The organism is Sedimentibacter sp. MB35-C1, from assembly GCF_030913635.1.
In the GTDB taxonomy this organism is placed as follows: Bacteria; Bacillota; Clostridia; order Tissierellales; family Sedimentibacteraceae; genus Sedimentibacter.
Genome location: NZ_CP133188.1, coordinates 687,958 through 705,973, shown reverse-complemented (window position 1 = coordinate 705,973; position 18,016 = coordinate 687,958). Strand labels below are relative to the sequence as shown.

Below are 18,016 nucleotides of genomic sequence, written 5' to 3'. Positions count from 1 at the left end.
GAGGACAATATGGCAGCAGCAAAAAGAAAAGCCTTGGGCAGAGGTTTGTCGGCATTGATACCGGAAGATCTGGAAAAAGAAGATAATCAGAGAATTAAAGAAATTGATACGAACTTAATATGTCCGAATCCAAATCAGCCCAGAAAAATATTTGAACAAGACAAGCTTGATGAGCTGACAGAGTCCATTAAAAAGTATGGAATTATACAGCCTATAATTGTTAGAAAAGACGGAGATTTTTATGCCATCATTGCAGGAGAAAGAAGATGGAGAGCATGTAAAAATGCCGGTATTAAAAATATACCCTGCATTGTGAGAGATATAGAAAATAAAAATGCTTCAGAAATTGCGCTGATTGAAAATATACAGCGAGAGGATTTAAACCCAATTGATGAGGCAAATGCATATGAATTTGTTATGCAGCACTATGGTATAACACAAGAAGAAGTTTCAAATATTGTTGGAAAGTCAAGAGTGTATGTTACCAATATAATGAGGCTGTCAAAACTTGATGAATATGTAAAAAATAAAATTGTATCAAATGAAATTTCAGCGGGTCACGGCAGGGCAATGCTGAGTCTTTCTCCTGATAAGCAAGTAGCAATGACAGATAAAATAATAAAAGATAACCTAAGTGTCAGGGAAGTTGAAAATTTAGTAAGGAATTCTAAAAAAACAAGACGAAAAGTTTATCCTGAAAAGGATAAATACATTGTTTATGTTGAAGAAATGTTGACTGAACGGTTTTCTTCTAAAGTTAATATAAAAAAAGCTAAAAATAAAGGGAAAATAGAGATAGAGTACATAAACAACGACGATTTAAACAGAATACTTGATCTATTAAAAATAGAAGAATAATCACTGCATGAGAGCAGTGGTTTTTTTATATGCCAAATTTTAATTATAAATATTTAATGCATAAAGAGATGGAATGTGATATAATATTTGAAAACGATAACACGAGAAGCTGTTTTACAAAAAATACTAAAAATTGAAGAAAATTTAACAATTTAAGTATGATAAAAATAATTATATATGTGGTACAACATATGGAATATTAACAAAAATTTGAATTAGCGATTTTGTTAAAAACTTGTATTAATATTAATTAAGATTAATGATTGACATTATGTTAACAATTTTATATAATGTTGTATATATTTGCGTAAAATGTAGGGAGGTTATTATTTTGATTAAAGGTCTTGATGTAAAAGCCAACGAAAAACAGTTTATAATGCTTAAAGAGTGTATTGATTCAATTAGAGACACTCAAGGTGTTTTAATGCAAACGTTGCATGAGGCACAGAAAATTTTTGGTTATCTGCCAATTGAAGTTCAAAAGTTTATATCACATGAGCTTGATATTCCCCTAGCAGAGGTTTTTGGTGTTGCGACCTTCTATACGCAGTTTTCCATTGAACCCAAAGGCAAGCATACAATAGGTGTATGTCTCGGGACAGCATGTTATGTAAAGGGTGCGCAACAGGTTTTGGACAAGTTATCTAAAGAACTGGATGTGGCTGTAGGAGGAACGACATCAGACAATTTATTTACGCTTGAAGCTACAAGGTGCTTGGGGTGCTGCGGCCTTGCTCCTGTAATGATGATAGACGGTGATGTGTACGGCAAGCTTGAACCTAAAAAAATACCTGAAATATTATCTAAATACAAGGCATAGGAGGCATATTATGAAATCTTTAGAAGAATTAAAAAAGTTAAGAGAAGAAGCGATTAAAAATGTTGAAATGCGAAATTCAGATAAGGATATCAGGGTTGTTGTAGGAATGGCAACTTGCGGTATTTCCGCAGGAGCAAGGCCTGTTTTGACAACACTGGTTGAAGAAGTTGCTAAAAGAAATCTAAAAAACGTGCAGGTAGTTCAGACAGGCTGTATAGGCATGTGCACATATGAGCCGATAGTTGAAGTTTATGCTCCGGGTAAGGAAAAGGTAACATACATTCATGTAAATCCTGAAAAAGCAAAGAGAATTGTATCAGAGCATTTAGCAAACAACAACATTGTACGTGAATATACAATAGGTGCTGAATAGCAGTTCTTAAGAAATGGAGGAGAAACTATGAAAATTTTCAGATCACATGTCTTGGTTTGCGGCGGAACAGGATGCAGTTCTTCTAAATCAGCTTTAATTAGAGAGAGATTTGAAGAAAAAATAAAAGAAGTTAATTTAGATAACGAAGTGCAGGTTGTAGTTACCGGATGTTTCGGACTTTGTGAAGAAGGACCGGTTGTTATTATTTATCCAGAAGGTACTTTTTATGCAAGAATGACGGTTGACAGAGTTGATGAAATAGTTGAAGAACATTTGTTAAAAGGAAGGATTGTCCGTAAGTACCTGTTTGATGAAAGTGCTAAAAATGAGCAAATTACACCTCTTAGTGAGGTTGGATTTTATAAAAAACAAAAAAGAGTGGCATTGAGAAACTGCGGATTAATAAATCCGGAAAATGTTCAGGAGTATATTGCAAGGGATGGTTATATGGCACTTGGTAAGGTGCTCACCGAAATGACTCCTGAAGAAGTTGTTAAACTTGTAAAAGATTCAGGGCTAAAAGGAAGAGGAGGAGCAGGGTTCTCCACGGGGATGAAATGGAGTTTTGCTGCACCTAATAAAGCTGATCAAAAATATGTTATATGTAATGCTGATGAAGGTGATCCTGGAGCATTTATGGACAGAAGCGTTTTGGAGGGCGACCCTCATGCAGTATTGGAAGCAATGGCAATAGCCGGATATGCAATAGGTGCTACAAAAGGATTTATATATGTGAGAGCAGAATATCCCATAGCCGTTCACAGGTTAGAAGTTGCAATTAAACAGGCAAAAGAACTTGGACTTTTAGGAAAAAATCTATTTGGAACAGATTTTGATTTTGATATAGAAATAAGACTTGGCGCAGGAGCGTTTGTCTGTGGGGAAGAAACTGCATTAATGCAGTCTATTGAAGGAAAAAGAGGAATGTCAAGAAATAAGCCTCCTTTCCCGGCTAATAAAGGATTGTGGGGAAAACCTACAATTATAAACAATGTAGAAACGTTGGCAAATGTACCTCAGATAGTTCTTAACGGACCTGAATGGTTCAGAAGCTTCGGTACAGAAAAATCGCCAGGGACGAAAGTATTTGCCCTGGGAGGAAAAATTAATAATACCGGCCTTGTTGAAGTTCCTATGGGAACAACTTTAAAAGAAGTTATATATGATATTGGAGGCGGTTGTCCAAACGGTAAAGAATTTAAGGCAGTTCAGACTGGAGGACCTTCAGGCGGATGCTTGACGAAAGATCACTTGGATATACCTATAGATTATGACAATTTAATCGCTGTGGGCTCAATGATGGGCTCCGGAGGTATGATTGTTATGGATGAAGATAATTGTATGGTTGATATAGCCAGGTTTTTCCTTGATTTCACAGTCGACGAATCATGCGGCAAATGTACACCGTGCCGAGAAGGAACAAAGCGAATGCTTGAAATTCTTGATAAAATTACAGAAGGAAAAGGAACAATGGAGGATTTAGACAGACTGGAAAAGCTTGCAATGAACATTAAAGAAACATCTCTTTGCGGCTTGGGACAGACTGCTCCAAATCCGGTGCTTTCAACATTGAAATATTTCAGAGATGAATATGAAGCACATGTAGTTGAGAAAAGATGTCCTTCAGGTGTATGTCAATCACTGTTAAAATATATTATAACAATGGATTGCAGAGGCTGTACAAAATGTTCAAGAATTTGTCCGGTTGGAGCAATTGAAGGTAAGGTTAAAGAAGTTCATGTTATCGATCAGGATAAATGTATTAAATGCGGTTCATGTATGGATGCTTGTACATTCCATGCCATCATCAAGAAATAAGAAAGGCTGGTGTTAAATATGGATAAAGTGAATGTAACTATAAACGGGATACAGGTAAGTGTACCTAAGGACTACACTGTATTAATGGCAGCCAAAGAGGCTGGAATAGATATACCTACACTGTGTTTCTTGAAAGACATAAATGAAGTAGCTGCATGCAGAGTATGCGTGGTAGAAGTTGATATAAAAGGAGTTCCAATGAGGAATCTTCCTGCTTCTTGTGTTCTGAAGGTACAGGATGGAATGAACGTTAGAACAAATACTGCAAAGGTTAGAAATGCAGTTAGAATGAATGTTGAATTAATTCTTGCAAATCACAACAGAGAATGTCTGACATGCTTGAGAAACGGAACTTGTGAACTTCAAAAATTATGTGATGAGCTGGGGATTAAAGACATAGAATTCCAGGGAGAAAAAAGAGAATCTAAAATTGATAATCTTTCACATTCAATCATCAGAGATGCATCAAAGTGCATACTTTGCGGAAGGTGTGTAAGCACATGCAGAGACGTTCAGGGAATAGGGATTCTTGATTTTACAAAAAGAGGATTTAATACTGAAGTTGCCCCGGCATTTGGATATAGCATGAAAGATGTGCCATGCGTATATTGCGGACAGTGCATACAGGCATGTCCGGTTGCGGCGCTTCGTGAAAGAACCTATATAGATGATGTGTGGGATGCAATAGATAATCCTGATAAATACGTTGTTGTACAGACAGCTCCGGGTGTAAGAGCATCTTTGGGCGAAGAGTTTGGGTATCCTGTGGGAACAGACGTTACGGGTAAAATGGTTGCGGCCTTGAGAAGACTTGGATATGACAAGGTATTTGATACTAACTTTTCTGCAGACCTTACAATATTGGAGGAAGGAACAGAGCTTTTAAGCAGAGTTAAAAACGGCGGAAAACTTCCTATGATAACGTCATGCTCACCGGGATGGATTCGTTTCTGTGAAATAAATTATCCTGATTTTCTTGATAATCTTTCAACTTGCAAATCGCCTCAGCAAATGTTTGGTGCTATTGTAAAATCGTATTATGCAGAAAAAATGGGAATTGATCCGGAAAAAATGGTATGTGTATCTATAATGCCTTGTACTTCAAAGAAAACTGAGGCTAACAGGCCTGAAATGGAAGTCGACGGTGTTCGAGATGTAGATTTTTCTCTTACAACAAGAGAACTGGGAGATATGATAAAACAGGCAAGAATTAACTTTAAAAATCTTCCAGATGAGCAGCCTGACAGCATATTGGGCGAATATACAGGTGCCGGTGCGATATTTGGAGCAACAGGTGGAGTAATGGAAGCAGCACTTAGAACTGTTGCGGATATATTGACAGGAAAAGATTTAGATGACATTGAATATAAAGGTGTAAGAGGTATCGAAGGAGTGAAGGAAGCATCAGTGGTTCTTCCTATAGACGGAAAAGATACAGAGGTGAAAGTTGCTGTTGCACATGGAACTGCAAATGCGGCAAAAGTTCTGGAATCAGTAAAATCCGGCGAAAAGCAGTATCATTTCATAGAGGTAATGGCATGTCCGGGAGGATGCGTCCACGGAGGCGGCCAGTCTCACGTATCTGCTAAGGAAAGACTTGAAGTAAATCCAAAAATAAAAAGAGCAGATGCACTGTACGAGCTTGATAAATCACTTCCTCTCAGAAAATCACATAAAAATCCTGAAGTGATGAAGCTGTACGAAGAATTCCTTAAAGAACCAAACGGACATTTATCTCATAAACTGCTTCATACGCACTATGCTAAGAGAGATGCGTATGTTGTAGAACAAGAAGAAGAATTTGAAAAAATGCTTGAAAAAATAAAATAAATGTTAAACGTCTTTCTTTCAGTATTCCGAAAGAAAGACGTTTTTTTAATTATGATTATATCTGTGTTAAGCTAGGTTGTTAGGTATTTGGAGCTATGATAGGATAATGTCGGTCATTTCAGAGATATCAGAAGCAATATAATCAGCTTCTTCACGTTCTAAAGATTCGCGCGATCTAAAGCCCCATGTAACACCCAATGATTTTGTGCCTGCATTTTTAGCTGTATTTATATCAACTTCAGTGTCACCAATGTAAATGCACTCTTCTTTTTTTAATCCAAGGTCATTTATTATTTCAATCAAAGATGCAGGGTCAGGCTTTGCTTTATAACCTTCTTTTAGTCCGGATACAAGCTGGATTTTATTGCCAAAAAAATGCTTACAAAGCTTTAAGGTAAAATTATGCGGTTTATTTGACAAAATAGCCGTTATAATATTACTAGAATTTAATTTGTCCAACATTTCAATAACACCATTAAAGGGTTTTGTGTTGTCCATCATATGAACATCATAAAATTTATTGAAGTATATAAGAAATTTTTTGACTATTTCATCCTGTTCAGATCCAAAAAATTCATTTACTATTATTTCAATTGATTTAACTCGTCCTAAACCAAGCATTAACATATACTTTTGAGAATCAATCTTTGGAAGGTTAAATTTAGATAAGGCATAGTTACAGGACCTTTCTAAATCTTTAGCCGAATTCATTAATGTACCGTCCAGATCAAATATTGCAGCTTTAAACATTTTAGCCTCCATAAATTTAGTAATTACATATTAACATATTTTAAAAAGGATTATCATCCTTTTATTAAAAATATATGCTAAAATACTGAGTTTCCATCTGATTCAAACTGAGAATTTAATTTATACGGGAGCTGATTTGACTAATGATTTTTTTATATATTTAGAATTTGTATTTATTATAAAAATGAAATATTTTTATAGAAGCCACAAAGCAATAACTTTATGCATTGTTTTAAGCATAATGAAAAAAGCTGAAACACACGTATTTCAATGCATTCAAGCCTTATTTGTTTTTAAAGCGGCCAAAGAAAGGATTATGTGTTAATACGTATCAAAAAGGATTATTAACAATAGTTCTTTTACTAAATAAACGGATATGATATAATAATTGCAAATAAATTAACAGGGAAGAATTGTATGATGCTCATAAAAAACGGTAGAATAATAGATCCTGAGTCTAGAAGAGATGAAGTGGCAGACATCTTGATTGAAGATAAAATTATAAAAAAAATAGATAAAAACATCAATGAAGAAGGTATTGATTGTATTATTGATGCAGAAGGAATGGTAGTTTCTCCCGGTCTGATAGATGTGCATGTGCATTTCAGGGATCCAGGATTAACGTATAAGGAAGATATCACAACCGGTTCAAGAGCTGCAGCTAAAGGCGGATTTACAACAGTAGTGTGTATGGCTAATACTAAACCTGCAATTGATAACATTGATACTATGGAATACGTTTTAAAAAAAGCTGAAGAATCTCCTATTAATGTGCTTCAGACGGCAGCAATAACTAAAGGATTAAAGGGCGTAGAGCTTACTGATATGAGTACTTTGTCAAGGTCAGGAGCAGCAGGATTTACAGATGACGGCTTCCCTTTGATGAATTCAGAAATTGTTTTGAAAGCTATGGAGGCAGCAAAAAAACTAAATGTTCCTGTAAGTTTTCATGAAGAAGATCCAAATTTGGTCATTAATGCCGGGATTAATGAAGGAAAAATCTCAAAGGCTTTAAATATAAAGGGCGCTTCACATCTTGCGGAAGATGTTATGATTGCAAGGGATTGTTTGCTTGCTTTGAAAACAAAAGCAAAAGTTAATATTCAACATGTGAGTTCAGGTGAAGCAGTTGATATTATAAGATATGCAAAATCAAAAGGTGCAGATATTTATGCCGAGGCCTGCCCGCATCATTTTGTTTTGACCGAGGAAGATGTGCTAAAATACGGTACAAATGCAAAGATGAATCCACCCTTAAGAACTGAGACGGATAAGTCAGCTCTTATTGAAGGATTGAAGGATGGAACCATAAATATTATTGCGACAGACCATGCGCCTCACAGCTTTGATGAGAAGCAGGCTGAATTCACAAGCGCGCCAAGCGGAATTATCGGGTTAGAAACGGCATTGGCACTTGGAATAACCTACTTGGTTAGAAATAATAAACTGACACTTATGGAACTGTTGGAAAAAATGACAGTTAATCCGGCTAATCTATACAATTTAACATCTGGGAGAATTAAGGAAGGATTAGCAGCCGATTTGTTAATATTTGATTTTAATGAAAAGTGGGTTGCTGATAATTTTTATTCCAAATCAAAAAATTCTCCGTTTATTGGATGGGAGCTTTACGGAAAGGTTAAATATACTATTTGCGCAGGTGAAACAGTATATGCGGATAAATGATTATCAAACACTTAATTTAAAACATATAATATAATAAAAATATAAGCAGGTGATAGTATGATTTATTTTGACAATGCAGCAACAACGTATCCTAAGCCAAGAACTGTATATCAGAGCGTTATGGCAGCAATGACGGAATATGGAGCAAATCCGGGAAGAGGAAGTCACGCGATGGCCATAGAAGGAGCTAGAGTTATTTATGAAACTCGGGAACTGTTGGCTCAACTGTTTAATTTGGATGACCCTATGAGAGTTATATTTACTTTTAATGCTACAGATGCTTTGAACCAGGCAATAAAGGGAGTATTGAATCCGGGAGATCATGTGGTAACCACAACTATGGAACACAATTCGGTGCTGCGCCCTATTAAGGAGATTGAGAAACAAGGTGTGGAAAATACAATCATCCAATGTGCAAGCGACGGTAGGGTAAATGTAAAGGATATTGAAGCAGCTGTAAAGGAAAATACAAAATTGGTTGTTACCACTCATGTATCAAATTTAACTGGAACAATAATGCCCATAGAGGAAATCGGACAGATGTGCAAGAGAAAAAATTTGCTATATCTTGTTGACGGTTCTCAGAGCGCAGGAGTTCTTGATATTGATATGAAAAAATATAATATAGATTTGTTGGCTGTGCCAGGTCACAAAGGATTACTTGGACCTCAGGGAACAGGCGCTCTTCTTATTAACTGTGATTCTGTAATCAGACAGTTAAAGGAAGGGGGGACAGGCAGTGAATCCAGCAGCATGATACAGCCTGACTTTTATCCTGATAAACTTGAATCAGGTACTCACAATCTTCCGGGTATTGCAGGGTTGAATGCAGGAATAAAGTATATATTAAACAAGGGCACAAAATCGATTTACAGCCACGAAAAAAAACTTATAGACCTATTCATCAATGAAATAAAAAAGAACCCTAAAATTAAAATATACGGCCCTGAAGACATTGACTACAGATGCGGCGTTGTTCCTATAAATATTGAAGGGATAGATTCATCGGATGTAGCTTATAGATTGGATACTGAGTACGGCATAGCAGTAAGGCCGGGACTTCATTGTGCACCTCTTGCTCATAAGACTATAGGAACTGATAAAATTGGCGCTGTGAGATTTGGGGTAGGGCCTTTTAATAAAAAGTCTGAAATTTTAGCAGCAGCAAAAGCTTTAAATGAAATTTCTGCTAATCAATAATTTATCAGAAAAATGGATATTTTAAAAAAATTAAAAACAAGAAAATTTTATTTTGATTTTCTTGTTTTTATTTATTTAATTAATTTTTAATGCAATGTTATAATAAATTTGATATAATATGGTAAATTAATATTTAGGATAAAAATATGAAGAAACTGATTTCATCAATAGTATTTCTTTTTATACTTCTTTTCGTAATAATATTTTTTATATATGGAAAAAAAATATTATATTTATTAGATGAAAAAAAGGTGTATCGTGTAAAAGATATAGAGAACGTCAATATAGAAACTCTTAGTGATAATAAATTTTTTAATAATGGTATTATAACATATAATAATCAAAAAATATTTCACTTTGATTATAGCGGAAATTTAGTATGGTCAAATGAAGATTCAGAATTTTTAAAGCAAGTTTTTGTTATTGAAAATGGGATTTTTATAAATGTAAAGAATACAATAGAGATTCTTGACAAGAACAATCAAAAGTATGTAATACCTGAAATTGATGGAGATATTGTAAATGTTTCACGTGAAAATCATAAAACATTTATGATTACAAAAAATGGCTCAGGGCAAAATTCCCTTTATATTATGAATGAAAACAATGAGCTGGAAGTAGATAACAAAAACTTTGAAGATAATATAACCGGTGTATCCATAAGTGATAAGTCTGAGGCGTATTCAATTATAACCTTGAAATTTAACGATGGAGTGATAAGTAATTCGATATATTTTAATTTACTGGATGATGTTGAACTTTGGAGCGCTGACATAGATGGCGAAATTTTGATAAAAACTAAAATTGTTAATAACAATGTTATTGCAATAGGCACAAAAAATGTTTATTATTTTAATACTAACGGAAAATTGATGTGGAAGAACAGTATATATAATAAAATAACTGACTGTGCTGTAAGCAAGGAAAATAAAAGAATATACATACTGTATGAAAAGGATGGTAGTACTGAATTAATATCGTATAATTTTGAAGGGAAAATATCATCTATATATAAGACACCGGCAGAGGTGAAAAAAATAAAAGCATATAAAGATATGCTGTTTGTGTATAATGATAAAAATATTTACTTGGCGCATGGAACAAAGATAGACAAAGTATATGAGGACTCGCAAAGTGGCATTTTTGATTTCATTACTGAAGACAAAAATATTCGTATCTTATCTAAAAATAAGCTTGTTACCGGACAATTAAAATAAACTATGTACCAATGATAAAAGGAGGTTAAAATGAATTATATTGATATATTGATAATTATTTTCGTGGGTTTTGCATGCTTTCAAGGTTATAGAAGAGGTTTTATAAAGACACTGTTTGATACATTAGGGGTAATAATATCATTCTTCTTAAGCAAGCAGTTCTATTATATAGTTGAGGAATTTCTGCTAAACAACACAAAGCTTTTTGTAAAGGTGCATAATTTTTTAGAAAGCAAAATGTCAGAAAGACTTATGGAGTCATTTCAGGAAAATTCACACATACCTTTGGAACTTAAAAATGTAATCAGTAATATTATTAGTTCAGGAAATGCAGCCGGTACTGATACATTTGCTGTTTATGTAGATAATATAAGCATTATATTGATAAGATCTATAAGCTTTGTAGTAACATTTCTGATAATATATGCAATATTGGTGCTTCTTTCAAACATAATTAATGTTTTATTTAAACTTCCTATTTTAAATATGGCAAACCGGTTTTTCGGAGCTGGAACAGGACTTTTAAAAAGTGCTATAATATTATATATAGTTTTTGCTCTGAGTTCTCCATTGATTGGTTTTATGCAGGAAAGTGCCTTGTCAAAGAGTATTCTAAATTCTGAATCAAGCAAAATATTTTACGATAATAATATAATATTAAATTATTTATCATATAAAGGATTTTATAATAACTAGGAGGTAAAGATGAAAATAGTAGATGCAAGAGGGAAAGCATGCCCACAGCCTGTATTAATGACAAAAAAAGAGGCAGATGCAGGAGAAGTTGAACTAACAGTAATTGTTGATAATGAAACAGCTAGGGAGAATATATTGAAACTTGGAAGCAAACTTCAATTTACCAGCTCGGTTGAGAAAAAAGATGATGGTATCTATATACAATTTGCAAAGGGTAGTTCCGGTTTGCCAGAGGGCTCTGCTACGAACTCAGTAGGTTCAAAGCAGGTTAACATGGCTGGTGAAAAAAAAGGATTTGTCGTTGGCAGTGATAAATTGGGTAAAGGATCAGATGAATTGGGAAAAATATTAATGAAAAGTTTTCTTTACACAATATCAGAAACAAAACCATATCCTGAATTTATTATATTTTTAAACTCAGGAGTTAAGCTTACGGTGTCTGGGTCGGAATCATTGGATGATTTAAGAAAGATTGAACAGGCAGGAGTAAAAATTGTTTCATGTGGAACATGTTTAGATTTCTTTGAAATTAAGGACAAATTAGAGGTCGGTAGCATATCAAATATGTATGATATTGTTGAACTGATTACTGAATCAGATAATGCCGTAATGGTATAAGGAGTTAAATTATGCCAATGCAATTAAATGTAGGTGACATTGTAAAACTAAAAAAGAAGCATCCGTGTGGCGGATATGATTGGGAAATACTCAGAGTTGGAGCTGATTTCAGAATAAAATGCACCACTTGCGAAAGACAAATCTGGTTACCAAGGCGTGAGGTTGAAAGAAGAATAACTAAAATAGTCAGTCAGGCACCGTCGGAACAAGATGATAATGATGCAAACAACTAAATATTCTATTGACATGCTCAGGGAAATAGTATAATATGATTAAAAAGTAAATAACCTTTAATCCGGCACAGAGAGGCTGGGAAGGACAAACAATTATGTAAGATTTTAAAGTCTTCCTTGCTGAGTGCGGAAGACTTTTTTCAATTCAATGTGATTTATGATTAAATTAAATACTGTGAATTAGAATTAATGATATGGTAATACTTTAAAGTAGTCCTGAGAGGCTAAAAAGGAGGATATATGTTAAAAGGAAGAAGCTTGATAGAACCATTAGATTTATCATTAGAAGAATTAGATGAAATATTAAATTTAGCGGATTCAATAGCATCAAATCCGGTTGAGTTTTCCGATGTTTGCAAGGGGAAGGTGCTTGCAACAATGTTTTATGAGCCAAGTACAAGAACCAGGTTAAGTTTTGAAGCGGCAATGATCAGGCTTGGAGGCAGGGTTTTGGGATTTTCATCGGCGGAATCAAGTTCAGCTGCAAAAGGAGAAAGTGTTGCGGATACTATAAGGACAGTTGCATGTTATGCCGATATCGCAGCAATGAGACATCCTAAGGAAGGAGCGCCCAAAGTTGCGGCAATGAGTACAGACATGCCGGTTATAAACGCAGGTGACGGAGGTCATCAGCATCCTACCCAAACATTAACAGACCTATTAACCATCAGATCTTTAAAAGGAAGACTAAATAATTTTACCATCGGTCTTTGCGGAGACTTGAAATTTGGAAGAACAGTCCACTCACTTATAAAAGCATTATCAAGATTCAAAAATATCAAATTTATATTAATTTCACCTGAAGAGCTTAAAATTCCCGATTATATAAGAGAAGAAATCTTAATTAAAAACAATATTGAGTTTGAAGAAGTTGAAAGAATAGAAAATGTTCTGGAAGACTTAGACGTACTTTATATGACAAGGGTGCAAAAGGAAAGATTTTTTAATGAAGCTGATTATGTAAGATTAAAGGACAGCTATATATTAAATGCGGAGAAGCTGGAGAAAGCTAAAAGTGACATGATAATTCTTCATCCTCTTCCAAGGGTAAACGAAATATCTGTAGAAGTGGATAAAGATCCAAGAGCGGTATATTTTAAGCAAATGAAGTTTGGTATGTTTGTAAGGATGGCACTTATAATGAAATTATTGGGGGTGGAGAAATAATGTTAAAAATAGACAGCGTTGAAAAAGGCCTGGTACTTGACCACATTCAGGCAGGCAAGGCAATGGAAATTTATAAATATTTAAATCTTGATAAGATGGATTGTAGTGTTGCAATAATTAAAAATGCTAAAAGTAATAAAATGGTTAAAAAAGATATAATAAAAATTGAAAATAATATTAATATGGATCTTAAAGTTCTTGGGTTTATTGATCCTAATATTACTGTAAATGTAATTGAGCATGGAGAAATTATTGACAAAATAAACTTAGAGCTTCCTGAAGAAGTCGATAATATTGCAAAATGCAAGAATCCACGATGTATTACATCAGTAGAGCGGGGAATTGTTCATAAATTCAAATTAACTGACAAATCAAAGGTAGTATATCGATGCGTTTACTGCGATACAGCGTATGAACAGAATTAATTGATATGGAGGAATAGATGTTAGCAGATAAATTATTTGAACAGGTTTCGGAAAAAGGTCATGTTTGTGTGGGGCTGGATACGGATTACAGTTATTTGCCTAGAAGTTTCGCAGAAAAATTTAAGTCGAAGGGCGAGGCTGTTTTAAGCTTTAATAAAGAAATAATTGATTCTACCGGCGATGTAGCTGCTTGTTTTAAGGTTCAGATAGCATACTATGAAGCTCTGGGATTAGAAGGAATGAAAGCTTATTCGGAAACGCTGAAGTATATAAAGGAAAAAAAATATATTTCGATAGCTGACATAAAAAGAGGAGATATATCTAAGACTGCGGAAATGTATGCAAAGGCTCATTTTTCAGGTGATTTTGAAGCAGATATTGTTACTTTAAATCCATATATGGGCATAAATGACAGCTTGGAACCATTTATTAAGTACATTAAGGAAGGAAGCAAGGGAATTTTCGTATTGGTAAGAACATCTAATAAGGGTGCTAAAGATTTTCAATATATATCAAATAGTGAGAAAACTCCTTTATATGAAACTGTTGCAGAAAAAGTTGAAGAACTGGCTGCGAAAAATTTGGGCAAGCACGGATTCAGCTCAATAGGAGCAGTTGTAGGAGCTACAAATGTTGAAGAAAGTTCAGTTTTGAGAGAAAAGTTAAAGTCAGCCTTCCTGTTGATACCAGGGTATGGAGCGCAGGGAGGAAAAGCTGAAGACATTGCAGCGTATCTTATAAAAGGAAATGGTGCTGTTGTTAATTCATCAAGAGGAATTCTGTTGGCATACAAAAAACAAGAAAACGGAGACAAAAATTTTAGTTTATGTGCTAGGAACGAAGCAATAAGGATGAGAGATGATATAAAATCATTTATCCGGGAGGAGAAATGAAAGTAGTTAGGAGCAAAATAGCGGAGAATCAAGCCATAGCAGATAAAATATTTAGATTATCAGTAGAATTTGAAGGGGAAATTAACCCAGGACAATTTTTTATGCTCAAAACAACTGATAATGCATTTTTATTGCCAAGGCCGATAAGTGTTCATGACAACTGTGAAAGCAGAGCAGTATTTTTGTACAGGGCAGAAGGTTCTGGTACAACTAAAATAAGTACAATGAAAGCCGGAGATGAATTGCAGTTGTTCGGCCCTCTGGGAAATGGATTTGATTTAGGTAAATTGAATGGCAGGATTGCAGTTGTCGGTGGCGGTATTGGAGCAGCACCGCTTTTGTATCTGACAAAAAAGCTAGGAAATAATGCGGATGTTTATCTTGGATTTAAAGATTGTGTGTATACTGTGGAAGAATTCAAAAAATTTGCAAGTAATATGTTGATAACTACAGAAGACGGAAGCTATGGTGAAAAAGGTTATGTGACAGATTATATTGATTATGGTGCTTATGATGTTGTTGTAACCTGTGGGCCGGAGATAATGATGAATAAAATTATGGCCGAGTGCAAAAAAAATAATATTGCATGCTATGTTTCGCTAGAAAGAAGAATGGCCTGTGGCATAGGAGCTTGCCTTGGATGTGTCGTTATGACTAAGAACGGAAATAAAAGGGCATGCAAGGACGGCCCGGTATTTTTTTCAGAAGAACTGATATGAGGGTAAAGAAATGGCTGATTTAAAAACTAAAGTAATGGGCGTTGAGTTTAAAAATCCTGTATTGACAGCTTCAGGAACATTCGGTTTTGGGGAAGAATACTCTGAGCTTTACGATTTGTCTGTACTAGGAGGTATCTGCAGCAAGGGACTTACATTGAATAAAAGAGATGGAAACACCGGTATAAGGGTATGGGAAACTCCTATGGGTTTAATTAATAGCATAGGATTACAAAACCCTGGTGTTGACAGTTTTATTAAAGATGAGCTTCCGAGGATGAAAACATACAATACGGCAATAATTGCAAACTTGGGCGGACATTGTGAAGAAGATTACTTTGAAGGCATTTATAAACTTAACGATTCAGATGTGGATATTATAGAGCTTAATATTTCCTGCCCAAATGTAAAGTCAGGTGGAATGGCATTTGGAATTAAAGCATCAATTGCATACAACATAGTTTCAAAAATAAAAAAAATATGCAAAAAGCCGTTAATGGTAAAATTATCTCCTAATGCCGAAAGTATTTCAGAAATGTCAATTGCATGTGAGGAAGCAGGAGCAGACGGATTGTCGCTCATAAATACAATACAGGCTATGGCAATAGATATAAGAAAAAGAAGAGCTGTGTTTAATAATACCTACGCAGGGCTATCAGGTCCGTGTGTAAAGCCTATAGCTCTTAGAATGGTCCATGAAGCGGTTAAATCAGTTAAAATACCTGTTTGTGGACTAGGAGGCATAATGACTGCAGAGGATGCGGTTGAATTCATAATGGCAGGTGCCTCATTAATTCAAATAGGAACAGCAAATTTTGTAAAACCTGATATTGCAGTAGATATAATTAAGGGTCTTACAGAGTATATGGATAGAGAAGGAATAAAGAATCTTGATGAAATAAGAGGAATAGTATAACAGAATTAGAAAATGTTTATAAATTTGATTATTATTCGCGGTAGCGATGTGATGTAATGTAAAAAATATTAAAATAACAGTGCGGAGGTAGCAATGAATATAGATGTTGTTCAAATATTAAAAGACAGTGAAGCTTTGCTTGAAGGGCATTTTCTTTTGTCATCGGGTAAACACAGCAACAGGTACTGCCAATGTGCAAAACTTATGCAATATCCTGACAGAACAGAAAAAGTAGTAGCCCTGGTAGCAGATAAGGTGAAGAACCTAGGAATAGACGTTGTGGTAGGGCCGGCAATGGGAGGCATAACAGCAGCCTATGAACTTGGCAGACAGATGGGAATAAGAGCTATTTTTACTGAGAGAGAAAATAATGTAATGACACTTCGCCGGGGATTTGAGATTAAGCCGGGAGAAAAAATACTGATTATGGAAGATGTAGTCACTACAGGCAAATCATCTATGGAAACTGCAAAAGTATTAGAAAACCTTGGTGGAAAGGTTGTTGGAATAGGATGTATTGTCGACAGAAAGTCAAGTGAAATTGATCTGCCAATTTATAGTGCTATAGAGCTTGAATTTGAAGTGTTTGATGCTGGTAGCTGCCCGATGTGTGCTCAAGGCACTGAGCCTGTTAAGCCGGGAAGTAGAAAAATGCAGTAGTTTTTAGTAATGATATAAGTATTGAAATGAAAAGTGTTATAAATAGATAAATCACCTCATATTATTAATATTATACTATATGAGGTGATTTTTTGTTATCAATTCGAATTAAGAATATAGTAATTGCAGTTTTATGCTTAATATTAGCTGTATCGGCATTTAAATTGCCAATTGAGAGTGTTATTTCGACGGCTGCTAAGCCGTCGGTAAGTATGCCTATAATTATGTATCATCACGTGTTAAAGGATAAAAAAAAGCTGGGGAAATATACGGTGTCTCCAAAGGAAATTGAAAATGACTTAATTTATATAAAGCAGCAAGGGTATACCACAGTTGATATGGAAGATGTTATAGATTATGTGTATAACAAGGCGGAATTCCCAGAGAAGCCAATAATGCTCACATTTGATGACGGCCATTACAGCAACTACACATATGTGCTTCCGCTTTTAAAAAAATATAATTGCAAGGCTGTAATTTCTATTGTTGGTGAATTTGTCGACAGAAGCACTGAAGAAGGAGAATTAAATACTTCATATTCTTATTTATCATGGGACCTAGTAAATGAGCTGATAGGATCTCCCTATGTGGAAATTCAAAATCATTCATACGGAATGCATGATATTTGTGAAAGAAAAGGATGTATGATAATGAAGGGAGAGGATTACGAAGAATATACAAAGCAAATGGAAAATGATGTGGGTAAGTTGCAGGAAATAATTGAAGAGAAAACAGGATACAGACCAACAACATTCACATATCCATATGGTTTTGTTTGCGTAGAATGCAATCAGATACTAAAAGAACTGGGATTTAAAGCTACATTATCCTGTTATGAAGGTATTAATGTATTAACGGGCAAAGAAAGCGAACTGTTTGAATTGAAGCGTTTCAACAGGCCCAGCGGCATAGACTCAAAAAAATTTTTTAGTAAATTTGAAGAATAAAATGTTTACAACAGGCTGAGAAAGTATTATCATATATATGTTAGCCTGACGAGAGCAGGCTGGCATATATAATGTACCGTGTGCTACTGTGGCGCAGCTGGTAGCGCAACTGATTCGTAATCAGTAGGTCAGCGGTTCAAATCCGCTCAGTAGCTCTATTAAAAAATACAAAAAAGCCCATATCAAATGAACC

The 18,016-nt window shown here is 34.8% G+C and carries 19 protein-coding genes and 1 tRNA gene; 19 read left to right on the top strand and 1 reads right to left on the bottom strand.

Annotation, left to right across the window (positions count from 1 at the left end):
* Positions 1-9 precede the first annotated feature (9 nt).
* The 5 genes from RBQ61_RS03380 (at position 10) to RBQ61_RS03360 (ending at position 5,699) form a co-directional block, all read left to right on the top strand.
* On the top strand, positions 10-858 hold the full coding sequence (locus tag RBQ61_RS03380) for a ParB/RepB/Spo0J family partition protein (RefSeq protein ID WP_308139116.1): 849 nt from the start codon (positions 10-12) through the stop codon (positions 856-858).
* Positions 859-1,192: 334 nt separating this feature from the next.
* A complete protein-coding gene (gene nuoE, locus RBQ61_RS03375) occupies positions 1,193-1,678 on the top strand; it encodes an NADH-quinone oxidoreductase subunit NuoE (RefSeq protein WP_374049907.1) in 486 nt (161 codons plus the stop codon).
* Positions 1,679-1,688: 10 nt separating this feature from the next.
* The gene (locus RBQ61_RS03370) at positions 1,689-2,051 is read left to right on the top strand and encodes a ferredoxin (RefSeq protein ID WP_213926060.1); all 363 of its coding nucleotides are present in this window, start codon (positions 1,689-1,691) and stop codon (positions 2,049-2,051) included.
* A gap of 27 nt (positions 2,052-2,078) precedes the next feature.
* Positions 2,079-3,869 carry an NADH-quinone oxidoreductase subunit NuoF gene (nuoF, locus tag RBQ61_RS03365; RefSeq protein WP_308139115.1) on the top strand — a complete coding sequence of 597 codons (1,791 nt, stop codon included), beginning with the start codon at positions 2,079-2,081 and terminating at the stop codon, positions 3,867-3,869.
* A gap of 18 nt (positions 3,870-3,887) precedes the next feature.
* The gene (locus tag RBQ61_RS03360) at positions 3,888-5,699 is read left to right on the top strand and encodes an NADH-dependent [FeFe] hydrogenase, group A6 (protein ID WP_308139114.1); all 1,812 of its coding nucleotides are present in this window, start codon (positions 3,888-3,890) and stop codon (positions 5,697-5,699) included.
* Positions 5,700-5,792: 93 nt separating this feature from the next.
* Here the strand turns inward: RBQ61_RS03360 and RBQ61_RS03355 are convergent, their stop codons facing one another.
* Entirely contained in the window at positions 5,793-6,449 is a 657-nt protein-coding gene (locus RBQ61_RS03355) for an HAD family hydrolase (protein WP_308139113.1), read from the bottom strand.
* Between the two features lie 417 nt (positions 6,450-6,866).
* On the opposite strand from RBQ61_RS03355, the gene RBQ61_RS03350 reads away from it, so the two are divergent.
* The 14 genes from RBQ61_RS03350 to RBQ61_RS03285 all read left to right on the top strand — a co-directional run bounded on the left by RBQ61_RS03350 (position 6,867) and on the right by RBQ61_RS03285 (position 17,978).
* Positions 6,867-8,135 carry a dihydroorotase gene (locus tag RBQ61_RS03350; RefSeq protein ID WP_308139112.1) on the top strand — a complete coding sequence of 423 codons (1,269 nt, stop codon included), beginning with the start codon at positions 6,867-6,869 and terminating at the stop codon, positions 8,133-8,135.
* Between the two features lie 57 nt (positions 8,136-8,192).
* Positions 8,193-9,335 (top strand): aminotransferase class V-fold PLP-dependent enzyme, encoded by a 1,143-nt coding sequence (locus tag RBQ61_RS03345; RefSeq protein ID WP_308139111.1) that lies wholly within the window; start codon positions 8,193-8,195, stop codon positions 9,333-9,335.
* Positions 9,336-9,481: 146 nt separating this feature from the next.
* Positions 9,482-10,552, top strand: coding sequence for a DUF5711 family protein (locus tag RBQ61_RS03340; protein ID WP_308139110.1), 1,071 nt, complete (start codon positions 9,482-9,484; stop codon positions 10,550-10,552).
* Positions 10,553-10,582: 30 nt separating this feature from the next.
* Positions 10,583-11,248 (top strand): CvpA family protein, encoded by a 666-nt coding sequence (locus RBQ61_RS03335; RefSeq protein ID WP_308139109.1) that lies wholly within the window; start codon positions 10,583-10,585, stop codon positions 11,246-11,248.
* 9 nt (positions 11,249-11,257) lie between these two features.
* The gene (gene yedF, locus RBQ61_RS03330; protein ID WP_308139108.1) at positions 11,258-11,866 is read left to right on the top strand and encodes a sulfurtransferase-like selenium metabolism protein YedF; all 609 of its coding nucleotides are present in this window, start codon (positions 11,258-11,260) and stop codon (positions 11,864-11,866) included.
* 11 nt (positions 11,867-11,877) lie between these two features.
* Positions 11,878-12,099 carry a DUF951 domain-containing protein gene (locus RBQ61_RS03325; RefSeq protein WP_308139107.1) on the top strand — a complete coding sequence of 74 codons (222 nt, stop codon included), beginning with the start codon at positions 11,878-11,880 and terminating at the stop codon, positions 12,097-12,099.
* Between the two features lie 240 nt (positions 12,100-12,339).
* A complete protein-coding gene (gene pyrB / locus RBQ61_RS03320; RefSeq protein ID WP_213926050.1) occupies positions 12,340-13,266 on the top strand; it encodes an aspartate carbamoyltransferase in 927 nt (308 codons plus the stop codon).
* Positions 13,266-13,691 carry an aspartate carbamoyltransferase regulatory subunit gene (locus RBQ61_RS03315; RefSeq protein WP_308139106.1) on the top strand — a complete coding sequence of 142 codons (426 nt, stop codon included), beginning with the start codon at positions 13,266-13,268 and terminating at the stop codon, positions 13,689-13,691. Before pyrB ends, RBQ61_RS03315 begins: the two co-directional genes overlap by 1 nt.
* Before the next feature lie 17 nt (positions 13,692-13,708).
* A complete protein-coding gene (gene pyrF / locus RBQ61_RS03310; protein WP_308139105.1) occupies positions 13,709-14,584 on the top strand; it encodes an orotidine-5'-phosphate decarboxylase in 876 nt (291 codons plus the stop codon).
* Positions 14,581-15,303, top strand: coding sequence for a dihydroorotate dehydrogenase electron transfer subunit (locus RBQ61_RS03305; protein WP_308139104.1), 723 nt, complete (start codon positions 14,581-14,583; stop codon positions 15,301-15,303). Before pyrF ends, RBQ61_RS03305 begins: the two co-directional genes overlap by 4 nt.
* 10 nt (positions 15,304-15,313) lie before the next feature.
* A complete protein-coding gene (locus RBQ61_RS03300; protein WP_308139103.1) occupies positions 15,314-16,216 on the top strand; it encodes a dihydroorotate dehydrogenase in 903 nt (300 codons plus the stop codon).
* Positions 16,217-16,309: 93 nt separating this feature from the next.
* Positions 16,310-16,876 carry an orotate phosphoribosyltransferase gene (gene pyrE / locus RBQ61_RS03295; RefSeq protein WP_308139102.1) on the top strand — a complete coding sequence of 189 codons (567 nt, stop codon included), beginning with the start codon at positions 16,310-16,312 and terminating at the stop codon, positions 16,874-16,876.
* Between the two features lie 92 nt (positions 16,877-16,968).
* Positions 16,969-17,823, top strand: coding sequence for a polysaccharide deacetylase family protein (locus RBQ61_RS03290; RefSeq protein ID WP_308139101.1), 855 nt, complete (start codon positions 16,969-16,971; stop codon positions 17,821-17,823).
* An 82-nt stretch (positions 17,824-17,905) separates the two neighbouring features.
* Positions 17,906-17,978 (top strand) — tRNA-Thr (locus RBQ61_RS03285).
* The last annotated feature ends 38 nt before the right edge of the window (positions 17,979-18,016 follow it).